The sequence below is a fragment of the Phenylobacterium sp. genome (assembly GCF_004799515.1).
Lineage (GTDB): Bacteria > Pseudomonadota > Alphaproteobacteria > Caulobacterales > Caulobacteraceae > Phenylobacterium.
Window position 1 is genome coordinate 226,453 of record NZ_SSMX01000030.1, and the last position, 25,214, is coordinate 251,666.

At 67.7% G+C, this 25,214-nt stretch carries 19 protein-coding genes; 11 read left to right on the forward strand and 8 right to left on the reverse strand.

Going from position 1 to position 25,214, the window contains the following annotated elements:
* Positions 1-61 precede the first annotated feature (61 nt).
* Positions 62-1,333, forward strand: coding sequence for a cation:dicarboxylase symporter family transporter (locus E8A49_RS14300; protein ID WP_293382440.1), 1,272 nt, complete (start codon positions 62-64; stop codon positions 1,331-1,333).
* On the opposite strand, the gene E8A49_RS14305 is transcribed toward E8A49_RS14300, so the two are convergent.
* Positions 1,295-4,147 (reverse strand): winged helix-turn-helix domain-containing protein, encoded by a 2,853-nt coding sequence (locus E8A49_RS14305; RefSeq protein ID WP_293382443.1) that lies wholly within the window; start codon positions 4,145-4,147, stop codon positions 1,295-1,297. The two genes, E8A49_RS14300 and E8A49_RS14305, sit on opposite strands and share 39 nt — an antisense overlap.
* A 200-nt stretch (positions 4,148-4,347) precedes the next feature.
* Here E8A49_RS14305 and E8A49_RS14310 point away from each other — a divergent pair, with 200 nt between their 5' ends.
* The 4 genes from E8A49_RS14310 to E8A49_RS14325 all read left to right on the forward strand — a co-directional run bounded on the left by E8A49_RS14310 (position 4,348) and on the right by E8A49_RS14325 (position 6,938).
* Positions 4,348-4,977: an AraC family transcriptional regulator gene (locus E8A49_RS14310; protein ID WP_293382446.1), complete on the forward strand. Its 630-nt coding sequence runs from the start codon at positions 4,348-4,350 to the stop codon at positions 4,975-4,977.
* Between the two features lie 261 nt (positions 4,978-5,238).
* The gene (locus E8A49_RS14315; protein ID WP_293382449.1) at positions 5,239-6,075 is read left to right on the forward strand and encodes an alpha/beta hydrolase; all 837 of its coding nucleotides are present in this window, start codon (positions 5,239-5,241) and stop codon (positions 6,073-6,075) included.
* Positions 6,076-6,155: 80 nt separating this feature from the next.
* Positions 6,156-6,668, forward strand: a complete 513-nt coding sequence (locus E8A49_RS14320) for a hypothetical protein (RefSeq protein ID WP_293382452.1) — start codon at positions 6,156-6,158, stop codon at positions 6,666-6,668.
* 36 nt (positions 6,669-6,704) lie between these two features.
* Positions 6,705-6,938: a S1/P1 nuclease gene (locus tag E8A49_RS14325; RefSeq protein WP_293382455.1), complete on the forward strand. Its 234-nt coding sequence runs from the start codon at positions 6,705-6,707 to the stop codon at positions 6,936-6,938.
* A gap of 448 nt (positions 6,939-7,386) precedes the next feature.
* Here E8A49_RS14325 and E8A49_RS14330 read toward each other — a convergent pair whose 3' ends face one another.
* The gene (locus E8A49_RS14330; protein ID WP_293382458.1) at positions 7,387-8,169 is read right to left on the reverse strand and encodes an alpha/beta hydrolase; all 783 of its coding nucleotides are present in this window, start codon (positions 8,167-8,169) and stop codon (positions 7,387-7,389) included.
* 310 nt (positions 8,170-8,479) lie between these two features.
* On the opposite strand from E8A49_RS14330, the gene E8A49_RS14335 reads away from it, so the two are divergent.
* Positions 8,480-9,556: an alpha/beta hydrolase gene (locus E8A49_RS14335; RefSeq protein WP_293382461.1), complete on the forward strand. Its 1,077-nt coding sequence runs from the start codon at positions 8,480-8,482 to the stop codon at positions 9,554-9,556.
* Here E8A49_RS14335 and E8A49_RS14340 read toward each other — a convergent pair.
* Both E8A49_RS14340 and E8A49_RS14345 read right to left on the reverse strand, forming a co-directional pair.
* Positions 9,553-12,363, reverse strand: coding sequence for a winged helix-turn-helix domain-containing protein (locus E8A49_RS14340; RefSeq protein WP_293382464.1), 2,811 nt, complete (start codon positions 12,361-12,363; stop codon positions 9,553-9,555). The two genes, E8A49_RS14335 and E8A49_RS14340, sit on opposite strands and share 4 nt — an antisense overlap.
* A 9-nt stretch (positions 12,364-12,372) precedes the next feature.
* Entirely contained in the window at positions 12,373-13,260 is an 888-nt protein-coding gene (locus tag E8A49_RS14345; RefSeq protein WP_293382467.1) for a hypothetical protein, read from the reverse strand.
* Between the two features lie 247 nt (positions 13,261-13,507).
* Between E8A49_RS14345 and E8A49_RS14350 the strand changes: the two genes are divergently transcribed.
* The 3 genes from E8A49_RS14350 to E8A49_RS14360 all read left to right on the forward strand — a co-directional run bounded on the left by E8A49_RS14350 (position 13,508) and on the right by E8A49_RS14360 (position 18,197).
* Entirely contained in the window at positions 13,508-16,378 is a 2,871-nt protein-coding gene (locus E8A49_RS14350) for a winged helix-turn-helix domain-containing protein (RefSeq protein WP_293382470.1), read from the forward strand.
* Between the two features lie 278 nt (positions 16,379-16,656).
* On the forward strand, positions 16,657-17,664 hold the full coding sequence (locus tag E8A49_RS14355) for an alpha/beta hydrolase (protein ID WP_293382473.1): 1,008 nt from the start codon (positions 16,657-16,659) through the stop codon (positions 17,662-17,664).
* Positions 17,665-17,738: 74 nt separating this feature from the next.
* Complete coding sequence (locus E8A49_RS14360; RefSeq protein WP_293382476.1) at positions 17,739-18,197, forward strand: VOC family protein; 459 nt, start codon at positions 17,739-17,741, stop codon at positions 18,195-18,197.
* 68 nt (positions 18,198-18,265) lie between these two features.
* Here the strand turns inward: E8A49_RS14360 and E8A49_RS14365 are convergent, their stop codons facing one another.
* Positions 18,266-19,096, reverse strand: a complete 831-nt coding sequence (locus E8A49_RS14365; protein ID WP_293382479.1) for an alpha/beta hydrolase — start codon at positions 19,094-19,096, stop codon at positions 18,266-18,268.
* A gap of 183 nt (positions 19,097-19,279) precedes the next feature.
* On the opposite strand from E8A49_RS14365, the gene E8A49_RS14370 reads away from it, so the two are divergent.
* Positions 19,280-20,302 (forward strand): alpha/beta hydrolase, encoded by a 1,023-nt coding sequence (locus tag E8A49_RS14370; protein ID WP_293382482.1) that lies wholly within the window; start codon positions 19,280-19,282, stop codon positions 20,300-20,302.
* Positions 20,303-20,359: 57 nt separating this feature from the next.
* On the opposite strand, the gene E8A49_RS14375 is transcribed toward E8A49_RS14370, so the two are convergent.
* Positions 20,360-21,268, reverse strand: a complete 909-nt coding sequence (locus E8A49_RS14375; RefSeq protein ID WP_293382485.1) for an AraC family transcriptional regulator — start codon at positions 21,266-21,268, stop codon at positions 20,360-20,362.
* A 306-nt stretch (positions 21,269-21,574) separates the two neighbouring features.
* On the opposite strand from E8A49_RS14375, the gene E8A49_RS14380 reads away from it, so the two are divergent.
* Positions 21,575-22,579 (forward strand): alpha/beta hydrolase, encoded by a 1,005-nt coding sequence (locus E8A49_RS14380; RefSeq protein WP_293382488.1) that lies wholly within the window; start codon positions 21,575-21,577, stop codon positions 22,577-22,579.
* A 37-nt stretch (positions 22,580-22,616) separates the two neighbouring features.
* Here the strand turns inward: E8A49_RS14380 and E8A49_RS14385 are convergent, their stop codons facing one another.
* Positions 22,617-23,315, reverse strand: coding sequence for a response regulator (locus E8A49_RS14385; protein WP_293382491.1), 699 nt, complete (start codon positions 23,313-23,315; stop codon positions 22,617-22,619).
* A 196-nt stretch (positions 23,316-23,511) separates the two neighbouring features.
* On the reverse strand, positions 23,512-25,203 hold the full coding sequence (locus E8A49_RS14390; protein WP_293382494.1) for a hypothetical protein: 1,692 nt from the start codon (positions 25,201-25,203) through the stop codon (positions 23,512-23,514).
* Between the last annotated feature and the right edge of the window lie 11 nt (positions 25,204-25,214).

Genomic DNA, 25,214 nt, shown 5'->3' on the forward strand with positions numbered 1-25,214 from the left:
AAGGCGCGGCTCTGACGTGCGCTAATCCCGCAGGCGGACCCGCGCACACCAGGGAGGGCGCATGTCATCGACGATCCGGATCCTGGCGGCGCTGGTGGTTGGCGTGATCGCGGGCGTCGTGCTTTCAGGCCTCGCGCCGGCCTCCGTCTCGCCAGCCGTGACCGTCGCCAAGAGCGTCGGCGGACTCTGGCTCGACAGCCTCAGGATGACCGTCGTCCCGATGATCTTCGTCCTGGTTGTCACCGGCGTGGGCGCGACGTTCGGCGTGGTCACCGCCGGCGGCATGACAGCGCGCACCCTTGTGCTGTTCGCGATCCTACTCCTGGGCGCCGCCATCTTTGGCGTCCTGCTGATGGACGCCATCCTTATGGTGTTCCCCATTCCCGGCGCTGCAAGCGTCGCAATCCGCGACGCCATGGCTGCCGGGCGCGTCGCCACACCCGTCGCGCCACCGGCGGCTGATTGGCTGAAAGGATTCATCCCGGCCAATCCCGTTGCCGCTGCGGCTGACGGCGCGATCGCACCTCTCGTGGTGTTCAGTCTGATCTTCGGCTTTGGCGTAACCCGAATTGCAGCCCCGCTCCGCCAGTCGCTGCTGCAAGTCTTGGACGCCATACTCCAGACGCTGCTGGTGATCGTGGGCTGGGTCCTTAGGGCTGCGCCCCTTGGCGTGGCGAGCTTGGCTTTCGTCGCTGCGGCGCAAGCCGGCTTGGCTACGGCCGGCACGCTGCTTCACTACGCGCTGACCGGGGCGCTGTTCTGCGCGATCCTGGTTCTTGTCCTTTATCCTCTCACGGTCGTCTGCAGCGGCGTGTCGGTCATCCGGTTCGCCCGCGCTGCGGCGCCGGCGCAACTGGTTGCCTTCAGCACGCAGTCCTCTGTCGGAAGCTTGCCGGCGATGGTCGAGGCCACGACGGCGCTGGGCGGCGAACCCGCTGTGGCGCAGGTTGTACTACCACTTGCGGTCTCACTGTTTCGGCTGGGAAGTGCTGCCTCCGGTGGCGCCATCGCGCTATATGTGGCGCGGCTATCGGGAATCGCGCTGACGCCGATGCAGATGGGAATCGCGGCTGTCCTTTCCGCCCTGATCAGCTTGGCGGCCGTCGGCCTTCCGAGCCAAGCCTCGTTCGTCACCGTCATGAGCCCGATATGCCTTGCGGTGGGCGCGCCGCTCGAAGCGCTCGTGCTGTTGATGGCCGTCGACAGCCTGCCTGACGCCGTTCGCACAGTCGTCAACGTCACGGCCGACATTTCGGTCACCGCGATCAGCGATCGCTGGCGCAAGGCACCGGCGTCAGCCGCGCTCGGCCAGGAGGGCGTTGGCGGCTCTTAAGTCGGCGGTATCGAATCCCTCGCGGAACCGGCCGACCACGGAGGCGAGGCGCTCGGCCGAGGCTGCCGTGTTGCTCTGACACCGGGCCAGGGACAACGCGGCGCGCAATTCCCAGGACAGCGCGCCCTGCGCCGAGGATGTTTCCAACGCCTCGGTGAGGCTGTCGACGGCGTCGGACGACCGATCCAAATGATGGAGCGCCTCGCCGCGGATGCGCAGCAGTTCAGCCCGCGTCCAGCCTTCGCCGGTTCGTTCGGCGCGCGCGATCGCGTCCTCGACGATGCGCAAGCCTTCCGCGGCCTGGCCGTCCCCCACGAGGGCCTCGGCCAGCACGCCAAGGAAGGCGGTGTGGTAGCAAACGAACCCAGCTGCCTCGAGCTGGGCGATCCCTGAACGAAGCAGCGCCACGCCCCGTTCACGCTCCCCGCGCCGCACGCAGACCTCGCCTTCAAAGCAGTCCCCGTAGGTTCGCCAGACATCCAAGGCTTGGAGCCCGGTATGCTGGCGGAGCAGTGCGATGTAGCGGTCCGCCAACTCCAGGTCGCCGCGCCAGAGCGCGAGGAAGCAGGCCGCGTCGGAGAGCACGTGCGCCAGCGACAAGGTATGGTCATCGGCCGTCACAGTAGCGATGTTGTCTTCGACGTCCCGCAGAGCCTGATCGGCGTCGCCGCGCAACCACAGAGCGCGCGCAAGCGTGATGCGGGCCGTGCTTCGCTGGTCGTACTGGAAGCGCGCCACATCGGCCGGCCGGGCCGTTGCACCATAGATCCGCAACATGGCTGTGATGTCAGCTGTGGCGGCTTCGAGATCGCCCAGCATTAGGCGGGACCAGGCGCGAATCCGCTGTGCAATGAGTGGGTCAGCGGCGTCCGGCGCGCTGGCCGAAAGCCTCGCGAAGCGGTCAGCGAAGTCGAGGGCTTGGCGAGCTTCACCACTATTCACGCGGTCCGTCCAAAGCGCCCAGAGCGCGCGCGCCTGATAGTCGGCATCGCCAATCTGCTCGGCGATCTCCAGGACCGAACGCCAAGCGGCGACCCCGCTAGGAAAGCCGGTGATCGCGCGCATCTGCGGGAATCCGAGGCCCGCATAGAGTCGCATGCGCACCCGCAAGTCGGGATCTGGTGAGCCGTCCAGCCAGGTGAGGGCGGCCTGCACGCGGCCCAGGCATTCGTCGACCAGCGAGAGCTGGAACCATAGCGGCACGGCGTCGGCCGTCAGGGCGACACCGATCGATCCATCGCCATCTGGCGAAAAGGCCCAGTCGAGGGCCGCCCGTAGATTGCCAAGCAGGCCAGCGGACTCCGCCAATCCCTCGGCAGGGCGCGTGGCAAGCACCTCCTCCGCTGCTGCGAAGTGATCACGATAGTAGGTCGCGTGGCGACGCCGGCGCAGGTTGGCCTCGCCAGAGGCTTCCAGCTTCTCGCGCGCGTAGGCGCGCGTGGTGTCCAGAAGTCTGTAACGGACCTCGTCGCCCTCCACCTCGGCGTTGAGCAGCGACTTTGCGGCCAGATTCAGCAGGCCGTCTTCGATCGCATCTGCTGCATTGTCGGCGGCTACCGCAATGGCGGCGGCAACGTCGAAGGGACCGTTGAAGACCGCCAGCCGCTGGAGCAGCAGCTGCTCGGCCACAGGCAAGATCCCGTAGCTCCAATCGACGGCGCCCCGCAGGGTCTGGTGGCGCGGGAGGGCTGTGCGCCGGCCACGCGTGAGCACTTGAAAACAGTTGTCCAGCGACCGCCCCAGAGCTTCAAGGCTCATACTGTCCAGGCGAGCTGCAGCCAGCTCGATCGCAAGGGCGATCCCGTCGAGGCGACGGCAGATCTCGACCACCCTTGGCGCGCCGGCCTCGTCGAGGCGGAAGCCGCCCAGCACGGAGGAGGCGCGCGCGACGAAGAGCTGTACGGCTGGAAATGCGAGCGCGTCAGCCGCCGTAGAATTCGCAGTCTCCGGGGGAAGCGCAAGGGGGCTTAGGCGATGCACCCATTCGCCATCCGCTCTTAGGGCCTCGCGGCTCGTCGCCAGCAAGGTGAGGTCGGGCGCGAGGCCCAGGAGGCGCTCTGCAAGTGTAGCCGCGGCCTCGATCACATGCTCGCAGCTATCGAGAACCAGCATGAGGCGGCGGCCGCGCACAGCCTCGGCGATCTCTTGCACCAAGTCCGCTGATCGCACCGCCAGTCCCAAACCTGAGGCCACGGCGCCCGCAACAAGCTCGCCATCCGCCAATGGCGCCAGGTCAGCGAAGGCCACGGTTTCACCGGCGTCAGCTAAGCGCTGCGCCAAGGCCACGGCGACGGTGGTCTTGCCCATGCCGCCCGGCCCGACAATCGTGACGAGCCGCTGCTCGACAAGCACGAGCGACAACTCTTCGATCAAATCGTCCCGGCCAATGATCCGCCCGACAGGCATCGGGAGCCTTAGCACCGGAAAGGCGGCGTCGGTGGCAGTCGCAGGCGCTGCCGTCGACGCTGCAGTGGTCGTGGTTGAAACTGGCGCGACGAAGGTGTAGCCGCGACCCGGGACGTTGGTGATCAATCTGACGTCACCTTCGCCGTCGCCCAACGCCTTGCGCAGCGTGGAGATGTGGACGCGAAGCGCGCTCTCCTCGATGACGACGTCGGGCCAGACCAACGCAATCAGGGCGTCTTTGCTGAGGATCTCGCCGTGGCGTGTCGCCAGCGCGATGAGAATATCCAGCGACCGGCTACCCACGCGGACCGGCGCCCCGGCGCGCAATAGTCGCCGCTCTGACGGGATCAGCTGGAAGTCGCCGAAGGCGAGCGCCTCATGTCCCTCGGAGCTAAAAGCCGCAGCCATGTCGATCCTGCGTTGGATGGTCTCGGATAGCTAGGCGATGATCTCCTGCAAAGCCATCACGCCAACACCCGATCGGGTAAAATGCGTGAAGCAGCCTCCTACACTTCTTCACAACCGATAACTCGCGCCAGGTGGGAGCCAGGCCCAACCTCCAATCAACGCCCGCGTCCACTGACGCTGCGATCTGAAGGAGACCGGTCATGTCCCCAGCCCTTTCCCCCATGCCGCCTGTCGCCGCGCCGTCGCCCGGCGCCGTGGTCTTCGGCGCTCAAGGCCGGTCATTTGCCCGGGCGGCGAATGACCTCGACGCCCCGGCTGATGTGTTGGGCCGGCTGCTGTCCGAGGCTTTCGAGGCTTTCGAACGCGATCCCGGGGCCGCGCGTCAATCGCTCAGCCGGGCCTTCGCGTTGCTGGACGTCGAGCCCCGCGAACCCGCGAAGGCGCCTAACCAAGACCTCGGGCAGCTGGCGCCGTGGCAGGCGAAGAAGGCGGCGACCTATATCGAGGAGCACCTGGATGCGCCCATCGATATCGGTGAGCTGGCGGCTCTGGTGCGGCTCAGCCAATCCTACTTCTCCCGAGCCTTCAAAGTCTCATTCGGCGCGACGCCGCAGCCCTACATCCTCGGCCGCCGGATCGCGCTCGCCCAAGACCTGATGCTAACGACCGAACATCCGCTCTGCGGTATCGCGCTCGACTGCGGCTTCAGCGACCAATCCCACCTATCCAGGATCTTCCGTCGGCTGACGGGCGACTCCCCGAACGCCTGGCGCCGTGCGCGTCGTGCAGCGCCTGGCGAGGCCGACAGCGGTCGGAGTTTCAACGCCTGACGACGGCCTTCGCAGAACTTCACAAGCGATAACTCGTGGCCCACCGAGCGTCGCGAGACACTGCCTCACCGGCCTTTGGGCCCGCCCTCTTCGGAGACTGTCATGTCCGAGACCCCATTCTTCGACCCCCTCGCGGCGTCCCGCCGCAAGGTCCTGTTCACCGGCGCCGGCGCTGCCGTCGCCATGAGCCTGCCGGTGGCGAAAGCTTTCGGCTCCCCCAGTGACTCCTCCCCCGCGTCCCCCAGCAAAGGAACAACGACGATGGCTAGCAGCACCTTCAAGACCAAGGACGGCACCGAGATCTACTTCAAGGATTGGGGGTCTAAGACGGCCCAGCCGATCGTCTTCCACCATGGCTGGCCGCTCAGCGCTGACGACTGGGACAGCCAGATGCTGTTCTTCCTGGCGCAGGGATACCGCGTCATCGCCCACGACCGCCGTGGCCACGGCCGCTCAACCCAGACCGATCTGGGCAATGACATGGACACCTACGCCGCCGACAGCGAGGCGCTGGTGAAGCACCTCGATCTGAAGAACGCCATTCACGTCGGCCACTCGACGGGCGGCGGCGAGGTCATCCGCTATGTCGCCGACTACGGCGGCAACGGCCGTGTCGCCAAGGCGGTGATCATCAGCGCCATTCCGCCGGTGATGGTGAAGAAGGCCTCGAACCCGGGCGGTTTGCCGACGGAGGTCTTCGACGGCTTCCGGAAAGGCATGTCCAACCGCGCCCAGTTCTACGTCGATATCCCGACCGGGCCGTTTTACGGCTTCAACCGGCCGGGCGCGAAAGTCAGCCAAGGCATCATCGATAACTGGTGGCGCCAGGGCATGATGGGCGGGACCAAGGCCCACTACGACTGCATCAAGGTTTTCTCGGAGACCGACCACACCGAGGACCTCAAGAAGATCACGGTCCCGGTGCTAGTCATGCACAGCAAGGACGACCAGATCGTCCCCTACGCGGACGCCGGGCCTCTGGCGGTCAAGCTGCTGAAGAACGGCACGCTCAAGACCTACGAGGACCTGCCGCACGGCATGCCTACGACCCACTCCGACATCATCAACGCGGACCTGCTGGCCTTCATCAAGGCCTGACCAATCGACCGCCGCGTCGCGTCCATGGCCTTCCCGTCCCCGCGGGGAGGCCATGATCGCGCCGGAAGAAAGTCAAGCTAATGCGGATCCTGATGATCCTGATCCCCGACCTCGATACGCCGCCGCGAATCCCGCCGGTGCTTCAGTTCGAGCGCTTCCTGTCGCCCTACTACTTGTTCATCGACGCCGGCGCGGACGTCGTGCTGGCCTCGCCCTGCGGCGGCGATCCGGCTATGCGCACGGCGACGGGAAGGCGTACCGACGCGACCTCCGCGATGCAGCGCTTTCAGCAGGATCAGACCGCGAGAGACGCTCTCGCCGACACCCTCGAACTCCATCGGGTAGACCCGGACGATTTCGACGGCGCGTTCTGCCTTGGGGTCACGGGCGGTGTTTGGCCACCAAACGCCGACAACCCGGGCGGCGCCATGATCGGCGCACTACTTGCCGCTGGAAAGCCTGTCGCAGTCGTTCCCGCAGAGCTACACCTTGAGCCGGATGGTACTGGCGATGGCTTGCTGATCACTGGTGATCGCGCCGACGCCGCGGCGCTTGCAGCAAGAGCGCTTCTTGGGGCGCTCGGTCGCCCGTGATGAGATCCGCCTGAGAGGTCTAGGTCGAGTAGGAGCGTGAATGAAGGCCTCGCGCCCGGAACGGCCAAGGCCTGGGCGCTGGAGTCCTTCGAGGTGGCGAAGACGACCGCTTATTGGCCCGGAGCGCCAACTGGCTGCGACCACGACGCGGCGCCGGTGACCCTGCCGCCTGGCTACGATGGTCCAGCCTCCGCGGCCGTCGCGCAGCAATTTGAGAAGGCCGGCGTGCGGCTCGCCTGGGTCCTCAACACACTGCTCGCCAAGCGCTGAGGCGTCAGCGATCAAAGCCGGTCTCGCCGGCGCGTGAGGGCCCCGGCGCAAAAGCAAACGCCCCGGCGACAAAGCCGGGGCGTTAAGGCAGCGCGATCAGTCGGGGGGGCGTCTTCGGCGCTGCTGACTCCCAAACCGGCGGCCAACGCTAAGGTTCCGCGACACCCCGCAACGCCGGGCTCAATTCATTCAGGCGCGCGACCTGGGCGAAATTCCCGGCCGCGCTTGCAGCGCGGCCCGACGTCTTCTCGCATCGGCCCATTCGAAACTGGTTCGCCTATTTCACGCTGGGCGGGGAGCCGGATCACTCCATCCATCACCTCGACGTTCCCGCCGATCTCCTGGCCGCCTTCGCCGACGCGGTGTCCGATTTCTGGGAGACGGTGGCGGCCCTGCAGCTAAGCGCGAAGGTCGAGGATCAGGAGAAGGCCGCCGCCGGCGACCCTCGCTAACGCGCTGCTTCCTCAATCAGGGCCGCGACCTCGGTGGGATGCGAGACCATCACGACGTGGGAGGCGCCCTTGACGACCACCGTGTGTCTGGATTTCGCCCGCTGTGCCATGAAGGCGAGCGCCTTCGGCGGAATGTTGAGGTCGCTGGAGCCGTAGATCGACCATGATGGGATCGTCTTCCACGCCGAACCCGTTGCGGGCTCCTCCAGAGCCGCCTGGGTCACCGGGCGCTGCGTGGCCGCCATGATGGCGGCCTGGCCCGGTGCGACGTCCGCCGCGAACTGGTGCGGAAACTTCTTCGCCTGGATGTAGAGATCCACGCCGCCAGTGGGCAGGCTCACGGGTGGAGCCAAGGTGTCGCCTAGGCTGGACCCCGGGAACTTGCTGGACAGTGCGAGGCCCGACTCGCCAGTCTCGGGGGCGAACGCCGAGACGTAAACCAACGACTTCACATTGCTTTTGCCGACGGCGGCGACGCTGATCACGGAGCCACCGTAGGAGTGGCCGACCAGCACGACCGGTCCCTTGATGCTGTCCAGCAGCTTGCCGACATAGGCCGCGTCGCCTGCGACGCTTCGCAAGGGATTGGCCGCCGCGAGAACCGGGTATCCGTCCTTGCTCAATTTGGCGACGACGCCCGTCCAGCTGGCGGATTCGGCGAAGGCGCCGTGCACGAGGACGATCGTGGGCTTCGCGGCCGCGGCGGAAGCGGCGTTCGCGGCGCTCGCCGCGGCCAGACCGACGACGGCCATCATGGCCGCTTGAGTGAAGGTGCGCATTGTGGGGTCTCCTGCCTGTGGGCCGAGCCGCCCGACGACAGCAGCCCAGGATGCGACGACCATGCGTTGGCGGGGTCGCGCCGAATTGCAGGCGAAGCTCGTTTTTGCACGACGCAGGCATGTAAGGGACCGCCGACGTTGATTGAGCCGATCACGTCCGGCGCGCCAATAGGGGGCGTGAATTCTACAATCCGTCAGTCAGGCGGCCCTCTAGCCTAGTCACATGAGCGACCGTCGTGCAGGCCTTACAGCCCTCGACGCCGGTCAGGGCCCACAGTGCGGACAGGCGAGACCCGAGGAGTTCGAACAAATGACCACCATGCCGGCGACCTCGAAGTTCTCGCGCCGATCGCTTATTGCCGGCGGCGTGGCGATCGGCGCCACCCTCGCGCTCCACGACATTGCAGCCGCGCAGGCGGCGGGAAAGGGCACCATGTTCCCGGTCAAAGAGACGGATATCCAGACAAACGGCATCCGCCTGCACGTCACCGAGATGGGCGCGGGGCCCGCGATCCTGTTCGTCCATGGGTTCCCGGACACGGCCTACACCTGGCGGCGGCAGATGCAGGTCGTGGCCGCCGCGGGCTACCGCGCCATCGCGCCCGACATGCGGGGCTACGGTCAAAGCTCAGCGCCGACCGATGCCGCGCTCTACACGCCGTTTCAGACGGTCGGCGACCTGGTCGGGATGCTGGACGCCCTGAAAATCCCGCAAGCCATCGTCGTGGGCCATGACTGGGGGGCGACCCACGCTTGGGCGGCGGCAATGATGCGACCGGACCGGTTCAAGGGCGTCTTCTGCCTGAGCGTGCCGTACTCGCCCCGCGGCGACGCGAGCACCTTCGACGCCATGCGCGCGGCGGGACATGGGTCTGATTTCTACATGTTCGAACAGATCCGGCCCGAGGCGGATCAGATCTGGGCGGACGCGAAGGTCACGATTCCAGGCGCGCTCTATTGGGGGTCGGGGTCCGCGCCGGCCGCTCAGGCCTGGAATATTTTTGACCCGGCGCGCAGCCTTCACCGCGCGCCGCCCGCGACTCTCCCGACGTGGATCGAGCCGGACTACCTCGCCCACAACATCGCTTCATTCCAGCGCACGGGTTTCCACGGCGCCTTGAACTACTATCGCGCCGTACAGCCGTATTTCGATCTCTCGCCTGCGTTCAAAGGCGCGAAGATCTCCGTCCCGGCCTATTTCCTCTGGGGGAAGGCCGATGGCCTGGTGCCCATCTACGCCCTCACCGAAGACAAGATGCGCGACCGCTGCCCTGCGCTGAAGGGCTACGTCGGACTCGACGGTATTGGCCACTGGGTGCAGCACGAAGCGGCGGCCGAGACGGGCAAGCAGATCCTGGGCTTCGCGCGCGCCGTAAGCCCGGTTTAGCGCGACGCCGGCGCCGGCCGGCTGGCGCGCTCCGTCAACGCGCCGCGCCGACTGACCGATGCTTTCAAGTCAGTGAGGGCCGCCAGCTCGACCTGCGCCCGACGCTCCCAAGTCAAGGCGCCCTGGGCATGTGACAGCGCTAGGGCGTGGATGACGTCGCTACGCGCTTCGGCCAAGCCGTCGCGGCCGAGGTCGGCGATGCGCGCCCGGCTTCGGAGCCTGAGAAGCTCGGGGGTGTGCCAAGCGTCGCCGACCACCGCGGCCTCTGCGAGTTCGGCCTCCAGCACCGCGCCGGCTTCGGAGGCCGCGCCAGTGTCCAACAGCGCCGCGGCCAGCGCAGCGCTGAAGGCCGAACGGTGCACCGTGAATCGAAGGTCGGTGAGCTCGCGGATCGCGGCGCGCAGGCTCTCCGCCCCCGCCGCTGGGTTTCCCTGGCGATGCAGCAGCTCGCCATGAAAGCCTCGAGAATAGGCGGCCCAGGCGGCGACCCCCAAGGTCTCCGCTTCCCGCCGCAGATCGCCGATGTAGCGTTCGGCGTTTTCGAAGTCACCAGCGGCAAGCGCGAGCGGGCAGGCGCCGTCCGCCAGGACATAGGCCAGCGTCAGGCCGTGGCCGAGGGCTTCCGCCGCGGCCACTGTCTCCCGAAGGTCGGCGTAGGCTTCGATCGGGTTTCCCATGAGCCAGCGAAGCCGGCTGTGGATGACGCGCGCGTTGAGGGTCTGCTCGTGATGGTAGCGCACGATGTGCGATCGGTTCGGCGGCGCCACATAGTCCGCCAGGACGCGGTCGATCCCGAGGCGGGCGTCGCGAAGGCGCCCGAGCAGCATCAGGGACCGGGCGCGCATGCGTTCGCCAACGAGCCGTTCATTGGGTTCGCCGGCCTGGTCGGCGAGGGCGATGAAGGCGTCCGCGAAATCGAGCGCCTCGGCGGGCCGGGCGGCGTTGCCGGCGTTGAGCCACAGGCCCCAGTAGCAGCGCAGCCTGTAGTCGACGTCGCCGAGTTCCGTGGCGATCGCGAGCGTTTCGACGAGGTCTGACGCGGCCTGGTCTTCTGTTGTGCGTCCGGCCGGCTTCCAGCCCAGGGCCGCGGACAGTTTCAGGCGCGCCTGACGCGTATCCGTCCTCAGGCGGCCGAGGCGCGAAATCGCCGCCTGGACGTGGTTGAGGCATTCTTCGACCAGCGAGAGCTGCAGGAACAACGGGATCAGAGCGACGGTCAGGCCAACGGCGGTCTCGGCGTCGCCGTCAGCGGAAAACGCCCAGTCCAGGGCGAGGCGGAAGTTTGGGACGTCGCCTGCGTAGGTCTCGACCCACGCGGTGGTCGGAAGCCGCGCCCATTCGGCCTCCGAGCGGTCGGCCACGACCTTGAAGATCTCGGCATGGCGTCGGCGCCGTCTGGCGATCTCCCCGGCCTCTTCGAGCTTTGCGTGGGCGTAGGCGCGGGTGATGTCGAGAAGGCGGTAATCGGTCCCGTCGGCGGCGAGATGGGCCACCACGAGTGATTTCGCGACGAGGCTCATCAAGGTCTGAGAGACATCGTTGACGGCCTCGTCTTGGAGCAAATCCGCGGCCGCTTGGGCGCTGAATCCTCGGAAGACCGACAGCGCGCGCAGGGTCATCTGTTCGTCCGGGGTGAGATCGCGATAGCTCCAGTCGAGGGTGGCGTTCAGGGTTTGGTGCCGCGGCGCCACGCCAGGGAGACCGTCGGACAGGGCTCCCAATCCGTCGTCGAGGGACTGGCCGAGGCCCAGCAACTCCAACCTATCCAGGCGGGCGGCGGCCAGTTCAATCGCCAGCGGTATCCCTTCGAGCCTGCGGCAGATCTCCGCGATGGGGACCACGTCGTCGGGCGCCAGCACATACCCGCCGGGTTGGCAGTTCGCGCGCGCCACGAAGAGCTCGATGGCCCCGAAGCCCAGCGCCGCCGCTGGCGTAAGAGCGGCGCCCGGCGGCGGAACGTCCAGTGGTTCCACGCGGCGCACCCACTCGCCTTCGGCGCGCAGCGCCTGCCGGCTGGTGGCCAGAATCCGAAGGCGCGGCGCCTGGCGCAACATAAGTTCGGCGACCTCCGCGACAGCCGCCACCAGATGCTCGCAGCTGTTCAGAAGGATCAGCACCTCGCGGTCGCGAACCGCGGCGATCAAGGCCGACAGGGATGTCGTCTTCGGCGACCCGATCTGTAAGCTGGCCGCCAAGGCGCCGATCAGCATCGGCGGATCGACGACGACGGAGAGGTCGACCTCGACCGTGGTGTCGAAGCGGTCGCGGACCCGTCGGACGACCTCGGCCGCCACGGTGGTCTTGCCAACGCCGCCAGGTCCGACAAGCGTGGTGAGCTGCCGCGACGCCAAGTTGTCGGTAATGGCTTTGAGGATCGGCTCACGGCCGAACACGCGGGCATTGGGGTTGGCGTCCTGTCGCGTCTCATCGCCGCCCGCCGCTTCACACCGGCTGACGCCGCCCGCGTCTGACGCCACCTCCGCGAGCGCGTATCCGCGACCTGGCACATGCACGATCCACGATGCGCCGCAGGGGTCTGCGCCTAAGGCTTTCCTCAGGTGCGAGATGTGCACTCGCAAGGCCGCGTCCCCGACAAGCCGGTCCGGCCAGACCGCGGCGACGAGATCGTCCCGAGCCACGAAATCGCCGCGGCGGGCGAGCAGCGCCAGGAGGATGTCAAACGCCCGGTCGCCCAGGTGGACGACCTCGCCGCTCTGAAGCAGAGCGCGTCGGGAGGCGACGGCGACGAAGGTCCCGAACCTCTGCCCCTCGGCCTCCGCCAATCCCTCTGCGTCATCCAGCGTCATGCCGGCATCCTACTCCAGCATCCCGCCGTCAGCGAAAGCGCAGCGATGGTCCTCGAGATAGGCCGCCAGGGATCCTGGTGCACGGCCGGTCAGGGCAAGGACACTGTCCGTAAGCGGCGCAGGCGATTGGGACTCCGTCATCGCGTCGCGGGACACCCAGTCCGCAGCCTGCGCATGGGATAGTCCTCTCGCTAGGAGGTCTGCGAGCTGATCTTCGGGCGAGACGGCCTCGTAGGTGATCTCGCGGTGAAGAATAGTGCTCAGCGCGCCGGCGACCTCGGCATAGGACAGGTGGCGAGGCCCGGTGAGTTGAACGCGGCCCAAGCCTCGGCCCTTCATGACCACCGCGCGGGCGCAGGCGACCACGTCGCGCGGATCGATGAAGGCCGGGGCGCCGCGCGCGGCTGAGCCTCGCCACTGTCCCGTTGTCGCGATCTCGGCCGCATGCTCCAGCATCGTGGAGTCGAGGAGCGTCGGTAAAAGGGTCGTCGTGGGTATCGCCGGGACGTCCAAGGGTCCAGGTCCTTCACTGTCGCGGGTGGCGGCGTGTCTCCGGCGGACGGCATCCGCCGTGGCGATCTGGATGAGGTGAGGCCGCCCGTTCTGGCTGGCGACCGCGATGAGGCGCGTCAGTCGATCCTGCGCTTTGCCAGGACCGCGATCGGCCGCGACGAGGATCGCATCGAGCCTCGCCAATTGGCCTGGCGCGTCGCCTGCAACGTCCAGCTGGCCGTCGCCGATGACCTGGATGGGGCGGACGCCTGTTCGGTCGAGGAACAGCCGGGATGCGGTGTTAGGGCTCAGTCCGAAGACCAGCACGTCCATGCCCTCAAGCTGCAGTTGGCGAACCGCGGCGCGGCCGATCCAGCCTTCGGCCTCAACGATGAGTACGCGCACAATCTGCCTCCGCCGGCGAGCGCCCTGCCTGCTGGGCGTCGCGCGATCCGAACCTCGCATTGCGGTCAGACGGGAAGCGCGCGGGGCCCGGTTATCCCGTCGTATGCCCGGTCACCGGGGGGCGCCGTCTTGCACGATCATGCTGCATCTTGGGGCTCTCTTCGGCGCGAGACGAAGATCGCCCAAGGTTGGAAAATGCGGGTATTGAGGTTTTACGACGGAACCGTCTCCAAGAATTGGCCGTGCGATGACCGTGACCGAAACCGAGATCCAGACCGAGACGGCGCATCTCGACGGCTTGGGCGCGGGGGAGAACGACCTCGCGTTCGGTCCCTTTCGGTTTTCCTTGGACCGGCTCGAACTGACAGAGCAGGGTCGGCCCGTTGCGCTGGGAAAACGCGCTCTGATGGTGCTGGCCGCCTTGGCCAAACGTCCCGGCGAAGTCATCCCGCACGATCGATTGGTCGCGGAAGCCTGGCCGGGGCTCACCGTCGTGCCGGAGAACCTTCGAACGCAGATCGCGGCGCTCCGGCGCGCGCTGAATTCCGGGGGGTCGAAACAGGCCCTCATCGTCAACGTCGCCGGGCGTGGCTACCAGTTCGTGGGCGCGGTCTCGCGCGCCACGCCGGAGGTCCGACGTCCAACCAGTGCGGGGCGGGCCGTCCCGCGGCCGCTGGTTCGAGTCATCGGACGGGCGGATTCGATCCGGGCGGTCCGCGACAGTGTGGCGGAGTATCGCCTCACCACGATCGTCGGCCCTGGCGGGATCGGCAAGACGACGGTCGCCCTGGCCGTCGTGGAGGACGCCGCGTTCGAGCGCGTGTGGTTTGCCGACCTCGGACCGGTTGCGGCGCCCATCGCCGTCTTGGGCGCTATCGCGGCGGCGGTCGGCGTGGACCTGCCCGCGCGCTCGAGCCTCGGTATCCTCGTCGACTTCTTCCGCCAGGCGCCCGGGCTTCTGGTCCTCGACAATTGCGAGCACCTGCTTCCCGGCTGCTCGCAAGTGGCCGCGCAATTGCTTGAACAGACAGACGGCCTCCACATCCTCGCGACGAGCCGCAATCCGTTGGACGTCGCCGGGGAGGCCGTCCGGCGCCTCTATCCGCTCGAGCTGCCGCCGCGCGCCACCCAGGCGCTCGCCGAAGCCCAGGCCTATCCGTCGGTGCAACTGCTCGCCGAACGCACGGCCATGGCCGGACTCGATATCGACCTCACGGACGAGGACGTTCCGGCGCTCGTGGACATCTGCCGGCGCCTCGACGGGCTTCCCCTGGCCATCGAACTGGCGGCGGCGACCGTGGCGGTCCTAGGACTCGGCGGGGCCGCCCGGCAGCTCGGCGAACGTCTCGACGCGCTCCGTCAAGGTCGGTCAACCGCGCCGCCGCGCCAGCGGACCCTCTGGGCCGCGTTTGCGTGGAGCTATGAGCTGCTGTCGGAGCTTGAACGCGCCGTGCTCCGGCGCGTCTCATTCCTCAACGCGCCCACGCCGTTCGAGGCGATCGTGCGCCTCTGCAATGATCTGAAGCTGACCGACACTGAGATCATGGGCGCGTTGATTCAGCTGGTCGAGAAGTCGCTGATCAACGTGGATGTCGGCGGCGAGCACACCCTCCACTCGCTTCTGCAAGCGACCAAGGAATTCGCCCGCGCCGCCACCGAGCCGGATGAGGCGCGGACGATCCAGGCACGGCATGCCGAGCTGATGATCGACTGGTTGGACGAGGCGACGGAGAACTGGCGCTTCGGCGATCGCGCGGCGTGGATTGCGCGCTATGAGCGGCGGTTCGATGACGCGACGGCGGCGTTTGCTTGGAGCATGTCGCCGCGAGGCGACACCTCCATTGCGATCCGCCTGCTGGCCCACGCCTACCCGGTCTTGTTCTATCTCTCGCGCAGCTACATCGCCGTCGAATGGGTGGAGCAGTTGGAGCAGCGCCTCGCAGGTGCAGCGCCTTTGGCGCCCCGCGATGAGCTCGCGGTGATGGGCGCGCACGGCGTGTGCCACACCTATGTGCCGGCCGTGACGCCGGCGCTCCGCGAGATGTGGACGGCGATGCTGGCGAAGGCGCAGGCCGCGGACGACCTCAACGCGCAGATGCTCGCCCTTTGGGGCCTGTGGATCTGTGCGACCTATCTGGGCGGCAATGCCGCGACACAGACCTGGGCCGGGGCGTTTCTCGACATTGCCGGGCGGCGTAACGACCCGTCCGATCTGCGGACCGGCAACTACATGATGGCGCAGGCGCGGCTCTCCTGCGGGGACACCACGGGCGCGCGGGAGACCGTCGAGCGGGCGCTGGCCTTTGGCAAGGTTGCCGATGTCGGTCTGGGCGCGGTCAAGTGCCAGTTCGATCCAGAAACCCTCCAGCGCGCGCTCCGCGCGCGCGTCGTCTGGCTGCAGGGGTACGTCCGCGAGGCGGTCGTCGATGCCCAGGCGAGCATGGACCTCGCCATGCGCGGCGCCCACGCGATCAGCATCAGCCAAGCCTGTCTCGATGCGGCCCAGGTGTTCCTTCTGTCCGGTGAGCTGGATGCGGCGGAGCAGGCGCTCGACACACAGGCCATCGTGATCACCAGCGTCGGGCTGGGCCGAACACCGGGTCAAGCCCGCGGCCTGCGCATCGCCCTTTACGCGGCGCGGGGGCAGACCTTCGATGTGGTGGAGCTGCGCGAGATGCTGACTGTCCACCCGACCAACACCTTCCCGCGACGCTTTCCGATCGTGGTCGGTAGCCTCGCGATCGCGCTGGGTGAACGGGGCGAGACCGCGATCCCCTTGGCGCTGATGGATCATGCCCTGGCGGACACCAACATGTCGCACTGGTGCAGCCCGGAATACCTCCGCGCACGCGCCGCGTTGAAAGGCTTGGCGGCCGGTCGGACCGGCGATCCCTCGGCGGCCGAGGACCTGGAACTCGGCCTCACCCTTGCGCGAGAGCGGGGCGCAGCGAGTTGGGAGCTCCGCCTCGCGCTTGATCTCGCCCGGCTGCGCGAAGCGGCGGGGGACCCGCGCGCGGCCCACGATCTCGCCGTCGCCACCCTGGAGCGTCTTCAGACCCTTGCGGTGAGCGCCGACTTGGGTCCGCTTCGCGACCTCGGGGCGCGCCTCAAGCCCTGAGTTACGACGCCGTACCGGCGGCGCCCATCGGCACATTGAAGTGGTTTCGTTCAATATAGGCCCAAGGCCCTGCGGCATCGATCGCGGGCCGAGGCGCCTCTCCGCCGGGCGAGACCGCGGGACTGAAGCGACGGCCCGCAAATGGAGCTTGAGCCATGTCGGATCGGTCGAAACCAGACGGGGTCACGCGGACGCGTGAGACCAGACTCGCGCGACGTACCGTATTGGGTCTTCTTGCGGCCGCGACCCAAGCGCATGTCGCCTTCGGGATGCCCAGTATGCTCAGCACCAAGACCTTCAAGTCGCCCCGCCAGACCACCCAGTATCTCGAGGCAGGCCCTGCGGGGGGACCGTTGATGATCTTCCTGCACGGCTGGCCGGAAATCGGCCTGATCTGGCGCGCGCAGATGGAAGCCTTCGCCGCGGACGGTTGGCGTTGCGTGGCGCCGGACATGAGGGGCTACGGCGGTTCGTCAGCGCCCGATGGGGCCGCGCCCTACGCGCTTGAGCAGATCGTCGACGACATGGTCGAACTGCATCGGCACCTCGGCGGCAAGCCAGCCGTCTGGGTCGGCCATGATCTCGGCAGTCCGGTGGCCGGCGCCTTGGCCGCGCATCATCCGAACCTCAGCCGCGGCGTGGTCCTGGCGTCCATACCCTATTTCCCGCAGGGCTTTGCCCTGGCGAACCTCGTGCCCCTAGTGGACCGGCAGCTCTATCCGGCCGCCGAATATCCCGACGGCCAGTGGGATTATTGCCGCTTCTACGTAACCAATTTCGACACGACGGTTCAGGACTTCAACGCTGACATCCCAGCGACCCTGGCGGCCATCTACCGGCCTGGAAGCCCGGCCGGCGTCGGCAAGGTCTACCGGTCCGCTCTGGTGAGCCGTAACGGCGGCTGGTTCGGGTCAGCCCATCGCGCACCGGTGGTGGCGCCAGACCCGTCGCTTTGGCCGCCTGCGGATTTCGACAAGCTTGTCGCGGCCTTTCGCGTCACCGGGTTCCGTGCGGGTAACGCCTGGTACCTGAACGACGCCGCCAACATCGCCTACGCGCACACTGCGCCGGATGGCGGTCGCCTGCGCCAGCCCGTGCTGTTCGTGAACGGCGACTACGACGGACTGTGCGACATCCGCACCGGCCGGATCAGCGAGCCGATGCGCGGCGCCTGTGAGCATCTGTCCATCGCCCACCTGTCGGGCGGCCATTGGCTGCCGGTGGAGCAGAAGGCGGAGCTCATCGACGCCATCCGCGGTTGGCTGAAGGCCACCGGCACGGCCTGATCGGAGCATCCCGGGCGGGCGGGGATTCCTGAAGCACACGCGATCACAGTCAGCCAACCCGTGAGGAACGCACCATGACCGAGCCCAGCACCCCCGCGGCGTCCGCGTCGCCCTTCGCCTGGACCGCCGACCACACGGCCGTCCGTGTCCCCGACTTCGAAGCCGCCGTCGCCTGGTATTCGGAGAAGCTGGACTTTCGGATGAAGCAGACTTGGGTGCTCGGCGCGGTCACCTACGCATATCTCCACCCCGAGAACGACGATCGCTTCAGCATCGAGTTGCTTGCGGGTCCCGGCGCCGAGCCGCGGCCTGCCTTCGCTGACCTGCACGAAAGCTACGGGTTCGCGGGCTGGCACCATGTGTGTCTTCGCGTGGTGAGCGTCGCGGATACCACCGAGGAGCTGAGACGGCGCGGCGTCAAGATCGTGAGCGAGCCGCATGACGTGGCCGTCGCGGGTCTCACCGTCGCCTTCTTCTGCGACCCCTGGGGCAACCTCTTCGAGCTCGCCCAGCCGATGGCCTCGGCAGGCTGACCCGCCGCGATTCCGCGGGCGCGTCGGCGCCCGGCGCCATGGAGCTCCCGCCCCATGGCGCCGGCTCGTTAGGCGTTGATGAACTTGAGGAGGTCGCGGTTGATGACCTCAGGGTGGGTCGTGCACATTCCGTGCGGATAGCCGGGGTAGAGGATCAGCTGCCCCTGCTTCAGCAGCTTCGCCGAAAGCAGGCCGGCGTCCGTGTAGGGGACAATCTGATCGTCGTCGCCGTGCATGACCAAAGTGGGCACGCCGATGGCCTTGAGGTCGTCGGTGAAGTCCGTCTCCGAGAAAGCCTTGATGCAGTCGTAGTGGGCCTTCGCGCTGCCGGTCATGCCCTGACGCCACCAGTTGAGGATGGTGCCCTCGCTCACCGCTGCGCCCGGGCGGTTGAACCCATAGAAGGGGCCTGACGCCAAGTCCTGGAAGAACTGCGACCGGTTCGCCAGCAGCGCGGCGCGCTGGCCGTCAAAGACCTCAATGGGCGTCCCGCCGGGGTTCGTCTCTGACTTCAGCATGATCGGCGGAACAGCGCCGATCAGCACCGCCTTGCCGACGCGGCCAGGCTCGGCGCGGGCCACGTAGCGCGCCACCTCGCCGCCCCCCGTCGAGTGGCCGATGTGGACGGCGTCGCGCAGGTCGAGATGGCTGGCGAGCGCCAGGACGTCCGAGACGTAGGTGTCCATGTCGTTGCCGTCGACGGTCTGCGTGGACCGGCCGTGACCGCGACGGTCATGCGCGATCACGCGGAAGCCTTCGCCCAGGAAGAACATCATCTGGGCGTCCCAGTCGTCGGCCGACAGAGGCCAGCCATGGTGGAACACCAGCGCGGGACCCGAGCCCCAGTCTTTGTAGAAAATCCGGACGCCATCGGGGCGTTCAACATAGCCGTCGGTCATTGCAGCACCTGTCTGTCTGAAAGGGGGTGGGCGTTGTCTCGCATCCGTCAGTCCCGCAACCGTCAGCGGCGGAGCCGGGGCAGCCGGGCGCAGCGATGGTCCATGGACACCGATCTGTCCTGGATCCGAGACGAGGGATTAGCGCCGCCCTTGTGGTGGCGCTCTTGAACCGCCTCTCAGGTTTTGAACGATCCTGCTGTCATCGCGCGTGAGGCGCTTCACGGCCCGAAAGACTTCGGGCGCGGTTCATTCCAATTCGCGGGGTTCCGACAACGCGGCCAACGCGCCGTCAGCCATATTCGCGGCCCGATCAAACGCGTTCCACGGAGCCTTCCCATGACCGCGCTCAGCGCCGCCGCTCAGACCCTGTTCGCTGAGAGCGGCGAGAACTCCTATGCCTATCGCCGGTTCGGTCCGCGATCGGCCTTGCCGCTGATCTGCCTGCAGCACTTCACGGGCACCCTCGACAACTGGGATCCGGCCGTCGTCGACGTCCTGGCCGGGACCCGCGACGTCGTACTGTTTGAGAATGCGGGGATCGGCCGGTCCAACGGCGCGCCGGCGTCCAGCGTCGAGGACATGACCCGCCACCTTCGGAATTTCCTCGAGACCCTGGGCATCGAGGTCTGCGACGTCCTCGGGTATTCGCTGGGTGGAATGATCGCGCAGCAACTGGCCCTGGAACAGCCGTCCAGCCTCCACCGGCTGGTCCTCGTCGGCACGGCGCCACGGGGCGGGGAGGACATCATGCATCTCGACAAGCCGACGTTGGCTCCGCATTTCGCCAATCCGGACCTGGACGGCTTCGCCCGGCTGCAGAAGATTTTCTTCGCGCCAACCGCCTCCAGCCAGGCGGCCGGCGCGGCCTTCGTGAAACGGCTGGAGACCCGGACCCAGGACCGGGAGCCCGCGGCCGGCGGCGACGTCGCCAAGGCGCAGATCGCGGCGTTTCGGGCGTGGGAGACAGGGGGCGCAAATCGCTTCGCCGACCTGAAGAAGATCGGCCATCCGACGTTCGTCGTGAACGGCGTGCGCGATGAGATGATCCCGATCCGCAATTCCTATTGGCTGGCCGAAAACTTGCCGAACGCCGTGCTGATGGCGCTGCCGGATTCCGCGCACGGATCGCTCTTCCAATTCCACCAGCCGTTCTGCCGGCAGGTGGAAGCGTTTCTCAGTTCGACGTCGGACTCGGCGGCCTTCTGAGATGACCGTGGTCCGGCATCGCACGGGGTTGGCGAGCTGACCTGATCGGCGCCCCGCTTAGGCAACCAGGCGGTGGTCGCCGCTGTCCCGCCCGCCCAGCCGCTCGCGCCGCGCGATGCAGGCCTGTTCCGTGCGCCACCGGCCGGGCGTGAGGCCCGTCGCCGTGGCGAAGGTTCGCGTGAAGTGACTCTGGTCCGCGAAGCCGCAGGCCAGGGCGATGTCAGCCAACGGGGTCGCGTCCTTCAGCAACATCTCTTTCGCCACCTGGACGCGCCGCTGCATCATCCAGCGGTGCGGGGCCAGGCCCGTGCTGCGGGTGAAGGCCCGCGAGAAGTGGCTGACGGAAAGCCCACACTCGTCGGCCAGCACCTGGAGTGAGATCGTCGCCTCTAGATTGCTCTCGACGATGTCGCACGACCGCCGAAGCTGCCACGGCGCGAGACCGCCGCGGTGCTTGGCGCGCGGAATCTGCAGGGCGCCGTAGCGCTGCGCGATGTGCAGGTTCAGCGCCAGGGCGATCTGGTCGACCGTGGCCAGATTGTCCTGAGCGGCCCCCGCCAGGATGTGGGTGAGGCAGGCGCCCAGGTGGGCCATCACAACGTCACCGCGGGCGCCGCCGTGGGCCAAAGACAGGGTGCTGATGCGGGGCGCGCCGCAATGGTCCGCGGCGCGATCGAACGCGGCGCGTGGCAGGAGCAGCTCGAGTTTGCTGCGACCATCGTAGGCCGCGTCATCGAGCGCCAGAGCGACGAGCGCGCTGGCGGACCGCCCGAACGGTACGACCGGGGCGGGCTGGCCGTCGACTAGCATCTCCGGCGCGTCGTCAGCGCCCGGCAGTAGCGTGAGCACGAGACAGCCGGCGGCGCTGGCGAGGGGCGGTGGCGCGACCGCACGGATGACGGCCGGCGCTGGCGCAGTCAGGCAGAAGTAGTCCCGATGGACGCTGGATTGCGCGCGCTGGAACATCGTTCGCGTCTCCCTTGGGGGCACGGGCGCCGTCTCGACGTGAGCGCAGCGACCGCGTTGATGACCCGAAGCTAAATGCGGTCCGCGTCGCGCCGGCCGTTAAGAGTTGTGAAAATGCCGCGCCGACGCACGTGATCCGCCGACGGGCGCGCGACGGGGCGCGGGCGGCCCGGCACGCGACCGGACGATACGGACGTATAGTCGACAGTCCGGGCGCGGGCTTTGAAGATGGAAGGCGCCCCCGGCCGTAAATCGACCCCCGCAGACGCGCGCGGTCGCGCCCGGAGGCCCAATGGGAGGCCGCCAATGACCCACGATGTGCACGACGCGCCGACGTTTAATCGCCGGGCCCTGTTGGGCGTCGCGGCCGGCTTCGCGGTGGCGGTCGGCGCCGTTTCCGCGCGCCGCAGTTTCGCCGCTGACGCGCCGGCGGGGGGCGTCAAGTCCGACGCGCCGCCGTTCGTGGCGCACAAGGTCCAGCGGGGGGCCGGCGTCCTGCAGGCGCGGGACTACCCCGGCGAAGGGCCGGCCTTGGTGATGCTCCACGGGTTTCCCGACAATCTGCACATCTATGACGAGATGCTGCCGATGCTCGTGGCGGCCAAGCGCCGGGTGGTCACCTTCGACTTCATGGGGTTCGGCGACTCCGAAAAGCCGAAGGGTTATGTCTACAACTTCGACCAGCAACTGGCCGATCTTGATGCTGTCGTTCAGGCGCTCGACCTCAAGACGATCGTTCCCGTGGCGCACGACGCGGGCGGGCCCGCGGCGATCAATTATGCCCTGTCGAACCCGCGCCGGATCGCGTCCATGGTGCTGCTGAACACCTTCTATGCCGACGCGCCGACCCTGAAGTTCCCGGAACTGATCGAGCTCTGCGCGGACCCCGGACTGCACGATCTGGCGCGCGCGATCATCGGCGACCCCGAGAAGGCGCAGTGGCTGCTGAATTTCCAGAATGCCCACTTCGAAGCCAAGGCGCCCGCCGATCTGCGGAAGCGGTTCGACACGCTCCTGCAGCCGGTAATCAACGAGAACTTCAAGAAGGGGTCGGGCCCGGCGTTCCTCGCGATGACCGCGGACGCGCGCCGCGCGGTCGCGGCGAACGACAAGCGCGTCGGGGAGCTCGCGACCTTCAAGCCGCACGTGAACGTGGTGTGGGGAATTCAGGACCCCTATCTCGACGCCGGCGTCGCGAAGGACTTCGCCGGCCACTTTCCCAACGCGACTTACAATCCGATCGAGGCGGGCCACTGGCCGCAGATCGACCGTCCGGAGGTCGTCGCCAAGGCCATCCTCGCGGGCCTTTGACCGCGAGCGTCCGTCGGCGCGCGTACGTCGGTCGGGATCAGCCGACCGCTGCGCGACGGGACGGATCTGCAGGCTCGCGCTTCGCCCCCGCCGCGGCGGGCCGTCGGGCCAGGACGTAGGCCATGTGCACGAGTTCGGCGACGGAACGCGCTTGCATCATGTGCATCAGGTGGCTGCGGTGGACCTTGACGGTGATCTCGCTGAGGCCAACGCGATAGGCGATCTGCTTGTTCATCAAGCCGGTGACGACGTGGGCCATCACCTCCTTCTGACGCTCGGTGAGTTGTGCATATCGCGCGGAGACCTCGGCCTCTTCGAGGCTCAGGACGATCTGACGCTGGCCCAGCTCCACGGCGTCCGAAACCGCCGACAGCAAGGCGTCCGCGGTGACGGGCTTGCAAAGGAAGTCCACCGCGCCCGCCTTCATCGCCCTCACCGACATCTGCACGTCGGCGTGCTCGGACATGAGGATTAGCGGGGTTCCGACGCCGGCGGCGCGAAGTCGGCCCTGCAGCAGCAGGCCAGGATTGTCGGCTAGGCCGACGTCGACCACGAGGCAGGCGGCAGCCCGGAGGATCTGGAGGTCCAGCGTCGCGGCTCCGGCCGAGGCGAGTGACATCGCCGCCATCCCGTTGGCCTCGAGCAGATCGGCTAGGCTTTCGCGGACGCGCTGGTCATCGTCGACCACGATGATTGGCTGCAACGCCCGCTGGAGAGGGAAGGCGCTGACTGTCATACGGCGGAGATCCCGGTCTGCCGTGGCCGCGGACGCCGCGCGATTACGCCGATCATGGGGTCTCGCCCAAACGCTGTTCGAGTGATTCTGGAGCCGCCATTCAAGCGACCGGCCCGACCTCGGGATTGCGCCGGCGCTCCCTTTTGGAACGTTCGGACCGCCGACCGCCTCAAGGCGCGTCATCGGGCGTCGGCAGTCAGAAGGGATACCAGCGGAGGCTGGTCATCACGATGTCCTCCGCGCCGGAGGCGGCGACATTGTCGAGGCCCGCGAAGGAGGTGCGAACGGTGTGAGAATACTGCAGGCCCCACTGGAGCCGGCCGTAGCTTCCGTCGGCGCCGCGCCACCAGAACCCGGCGGTCTCCTGTTGGATCGAACGTGTCTGCACGGAGCAGAGCGCCCCGACAGGCGCTTGGGAAGTCACCTCGAAAGCGCAGGCGCGGGCGTCGAGCCCCGGGTTTCCCAGCCCGTAATTGACGCCTGCGAGAGTCTGCACCCCCGTCGCATCCTGCTGCTCGCGACCAGCGAATCCATAGGCATCCAAACGACGCGTCACGTGCCAGGTCAGGCCGGCCAGCCAGTTGGTCTGGGGGACCGGGTCGAGTCGTCCATCGGCATGGAACGTCGCGGCTGGAAGATCCGCGGCGGAGTAGCGGCCCACGCCGCGTCCCCTGAGCCCGGCGATCTGCAAGTCCAAATCCCGAGGAACCAGTTCGGCCAGCAAACCGGCGCCGAACCCGCCGGTCCACACCGAATCCGTCCGGCGGTTGTTGGCGTCCGACCCCGCCGGGTGACGGTCGGTCTGATTGGTGAGGATGCCATAGCCTTCGAGGTGGAAGGTCCGGCCGAGCGATCGGCCGTCGAAGGCGATCTTGCCGATGACATCCGGGTACCGATTGATCGACACCAGGTTTGCCACGTCGAACCCATTCTCGCCCGGCGCCGCCGTGGTGGTGTTGGGCGGAACGGCGCCGACCGTTGTGGTCGCAGGGTTCTCGAGTGAGATCGCGGTCCAGAGGCTGTCGTCGCGCCAGGCCTTGGCGAGGCGGACCTGGGGTTGGCGCACGAGGTTGGTCCCCGGCACCAGCAGGGCGTCGATGACGCCGGGGACGACCTCAGTTCGAGGTTCGATCCCCTTGCCGTTCAGGTCCGCCAGGGACCAGTTCTGCCCCGCCAGGAAGTGCAGGCCCTGGTCCTGCCAGTCGAAGGTCAAGTACCCCTCGCGGACCCTCGGGTTGAAGCTGTTCGACTGGGTCGAGTTCGCGGTCTGCGCGGCGGCTTGGAAGTCGAGTTCGATATAGAGGCCCAAGGTCAGGTTGCGGCCGGCCTCGCCCTCGATCAGGCCGCTGAGACGGCTTTGCCGGGAAGTGAAACGGTTCTCGCTCGAATGGGCGGCGGCCTGGACGGTGTTGGCGGCCGCCGGCCCCGCGAACGGGATCAGGTTCCAGTTGGTGCCGATATCCGACACCATGTTGCGGGAGCGCTCGATATCCGCGGCCTCGAAGAAGCCGCCGGGCGTGAATCGCAGGCCACCGAACCGGATGGTATGGGGTCCGAGCGCGGGCTGCGGTTCGGGGAACGCGGCGGCGACGCCGACGACCTGGGCTTTGTCGGGCGGGATCGTCGCGGAGACCTCGGCCGGCGCGGCGCCCGCCGGTCCCAGCGCGGCGGGAAGCACCTGGTCGAGGCGCGCCTGGGTTCGCTCGAACGCGGCTGTCAGCGCATCGACGCGGGCCTTGAGCTCGGCGTTTTCGGCTTTCAGGCCCGCGATCTGCGCGGCGGTCGATGGGCCGGTATTGGACGCGACTGAAGGCGGCGCGGCCCACCCGATTCCGGACTCCGCCAACCAGATCGGGACCGCCAGCGTCAGGAGGAGGAGACGGCGCAAGGCGACCGCGC

Excerpts from the sequence above, each read along its gene's own strand:
- E8A49_RS14300 (WP_293382440.1), top strand. The coding sequence starts at position 62 with ATGTCATCGACGATCCGGATCCTGGCGGCGCTGGTGGTTGGCGTGATC.
- E8A49_RS14305 (WP_293382443.1), bottom strand. The coding sequence starts at position 4,147 with ATGGCTGCGGCTTTTAGCTCCGAGGGACATGAGGCGCTCGCCTTCGGC.
- E8A49_RS14310 (WP_293382446.1), top strand. The coding sequence starts at position 4,348 with ATGTCCCCAGCCCTTTCCCCCATGCCGCCTGTCGCCGCGCCGTCGCCC.
- E8A49_RS14315 (WP_293382449.1), top strand. The coding sequence starts at position 5,239 with ATGGCTAGCAGCACCTTCAAGACCAAGGACGGCACCGAGATCTACTTC.
- E8A49_RS14320 (WP_293382452.1), top strand. The coding sequence starts at position 6,156 with ATGCGGATCCTGATGATCCTGATCCCCGACCTCGATACGCCGCCGCGA.
- E8A49_RS14330 (WP_293382458.1), bottom strand. The coding sequence starts at position 8,169 with ATGCGCACCTTCACTCAAGCGGCCATGATGGCCGTCGTCGGTCTGGCC.
- E8A49_RS14335 (WP_293382461.1), top strand. The coding sequence starts at position 8,480 with ATGACCACCATGCCGGCGACCTCGAAGTTCTCGCGCCGATCGCTTATT.
- E8A49_RS14340 (WP_293382464.1), bottom strand. The coding sequence starts at position 12,363 with ATGACGCTGGATGACGCAGAGGGATTGGCGGAGGCCGAGGGGCAGAGG.
- E8A49_RS14350 (WP_293382470.1), top strand. The coding sequence starts at position 13,508 with ATGACCGTGACCGAAACCGAGATCCAGACCGAGACGGCGCATCTCGAC.
- E8A49_RS14355 (WP_293382473.1), top strand. The coding sequence starts at position 16,657 with ATGCTCAGCACCAAGACCTTCAAGTCGCCCCGCCAGACCACCCAGTAT.
- E8A49_RS14360 (WP_293382476.1), top strand. The coding sequence starts at position 17,739 with ATGACCGAGCCCAGCACCCCCGCGGCGTCCGCGTCGCCCTTCGCCTGG.
- E8A49_RS14365 (WP_293382479.1), bottom strand. The coding sequence starts at position 19,096 with ATGACCGACGGCTATGTTGAACGCCCCGATGGCGTCCGGATTTTCTAC.
- E8A49_RS14375 (WP_293382485.1), bottom strand. The coding sequence starts at position 21,268 with ATGTTCCAGCGCGCGCAATCCAGCGTCCATCGGGACTACTTCTGCCTG.
- E8A49_RS14380 (WP_293382488.1), top strand. The coding sequence starts at position 21,575 with ATGACCCACGATGTGCACGACGCGCCGACGTTTAATCGCCGGGCCCTG.
- E8A49_RS14385 (WP_293382491.1), bottom strand. The coding sequence starts at position 23,315 with ATGACAGTCAGCGCCTTCCCTCTCCAGCGGGCGTTGCAGCCAATCATC.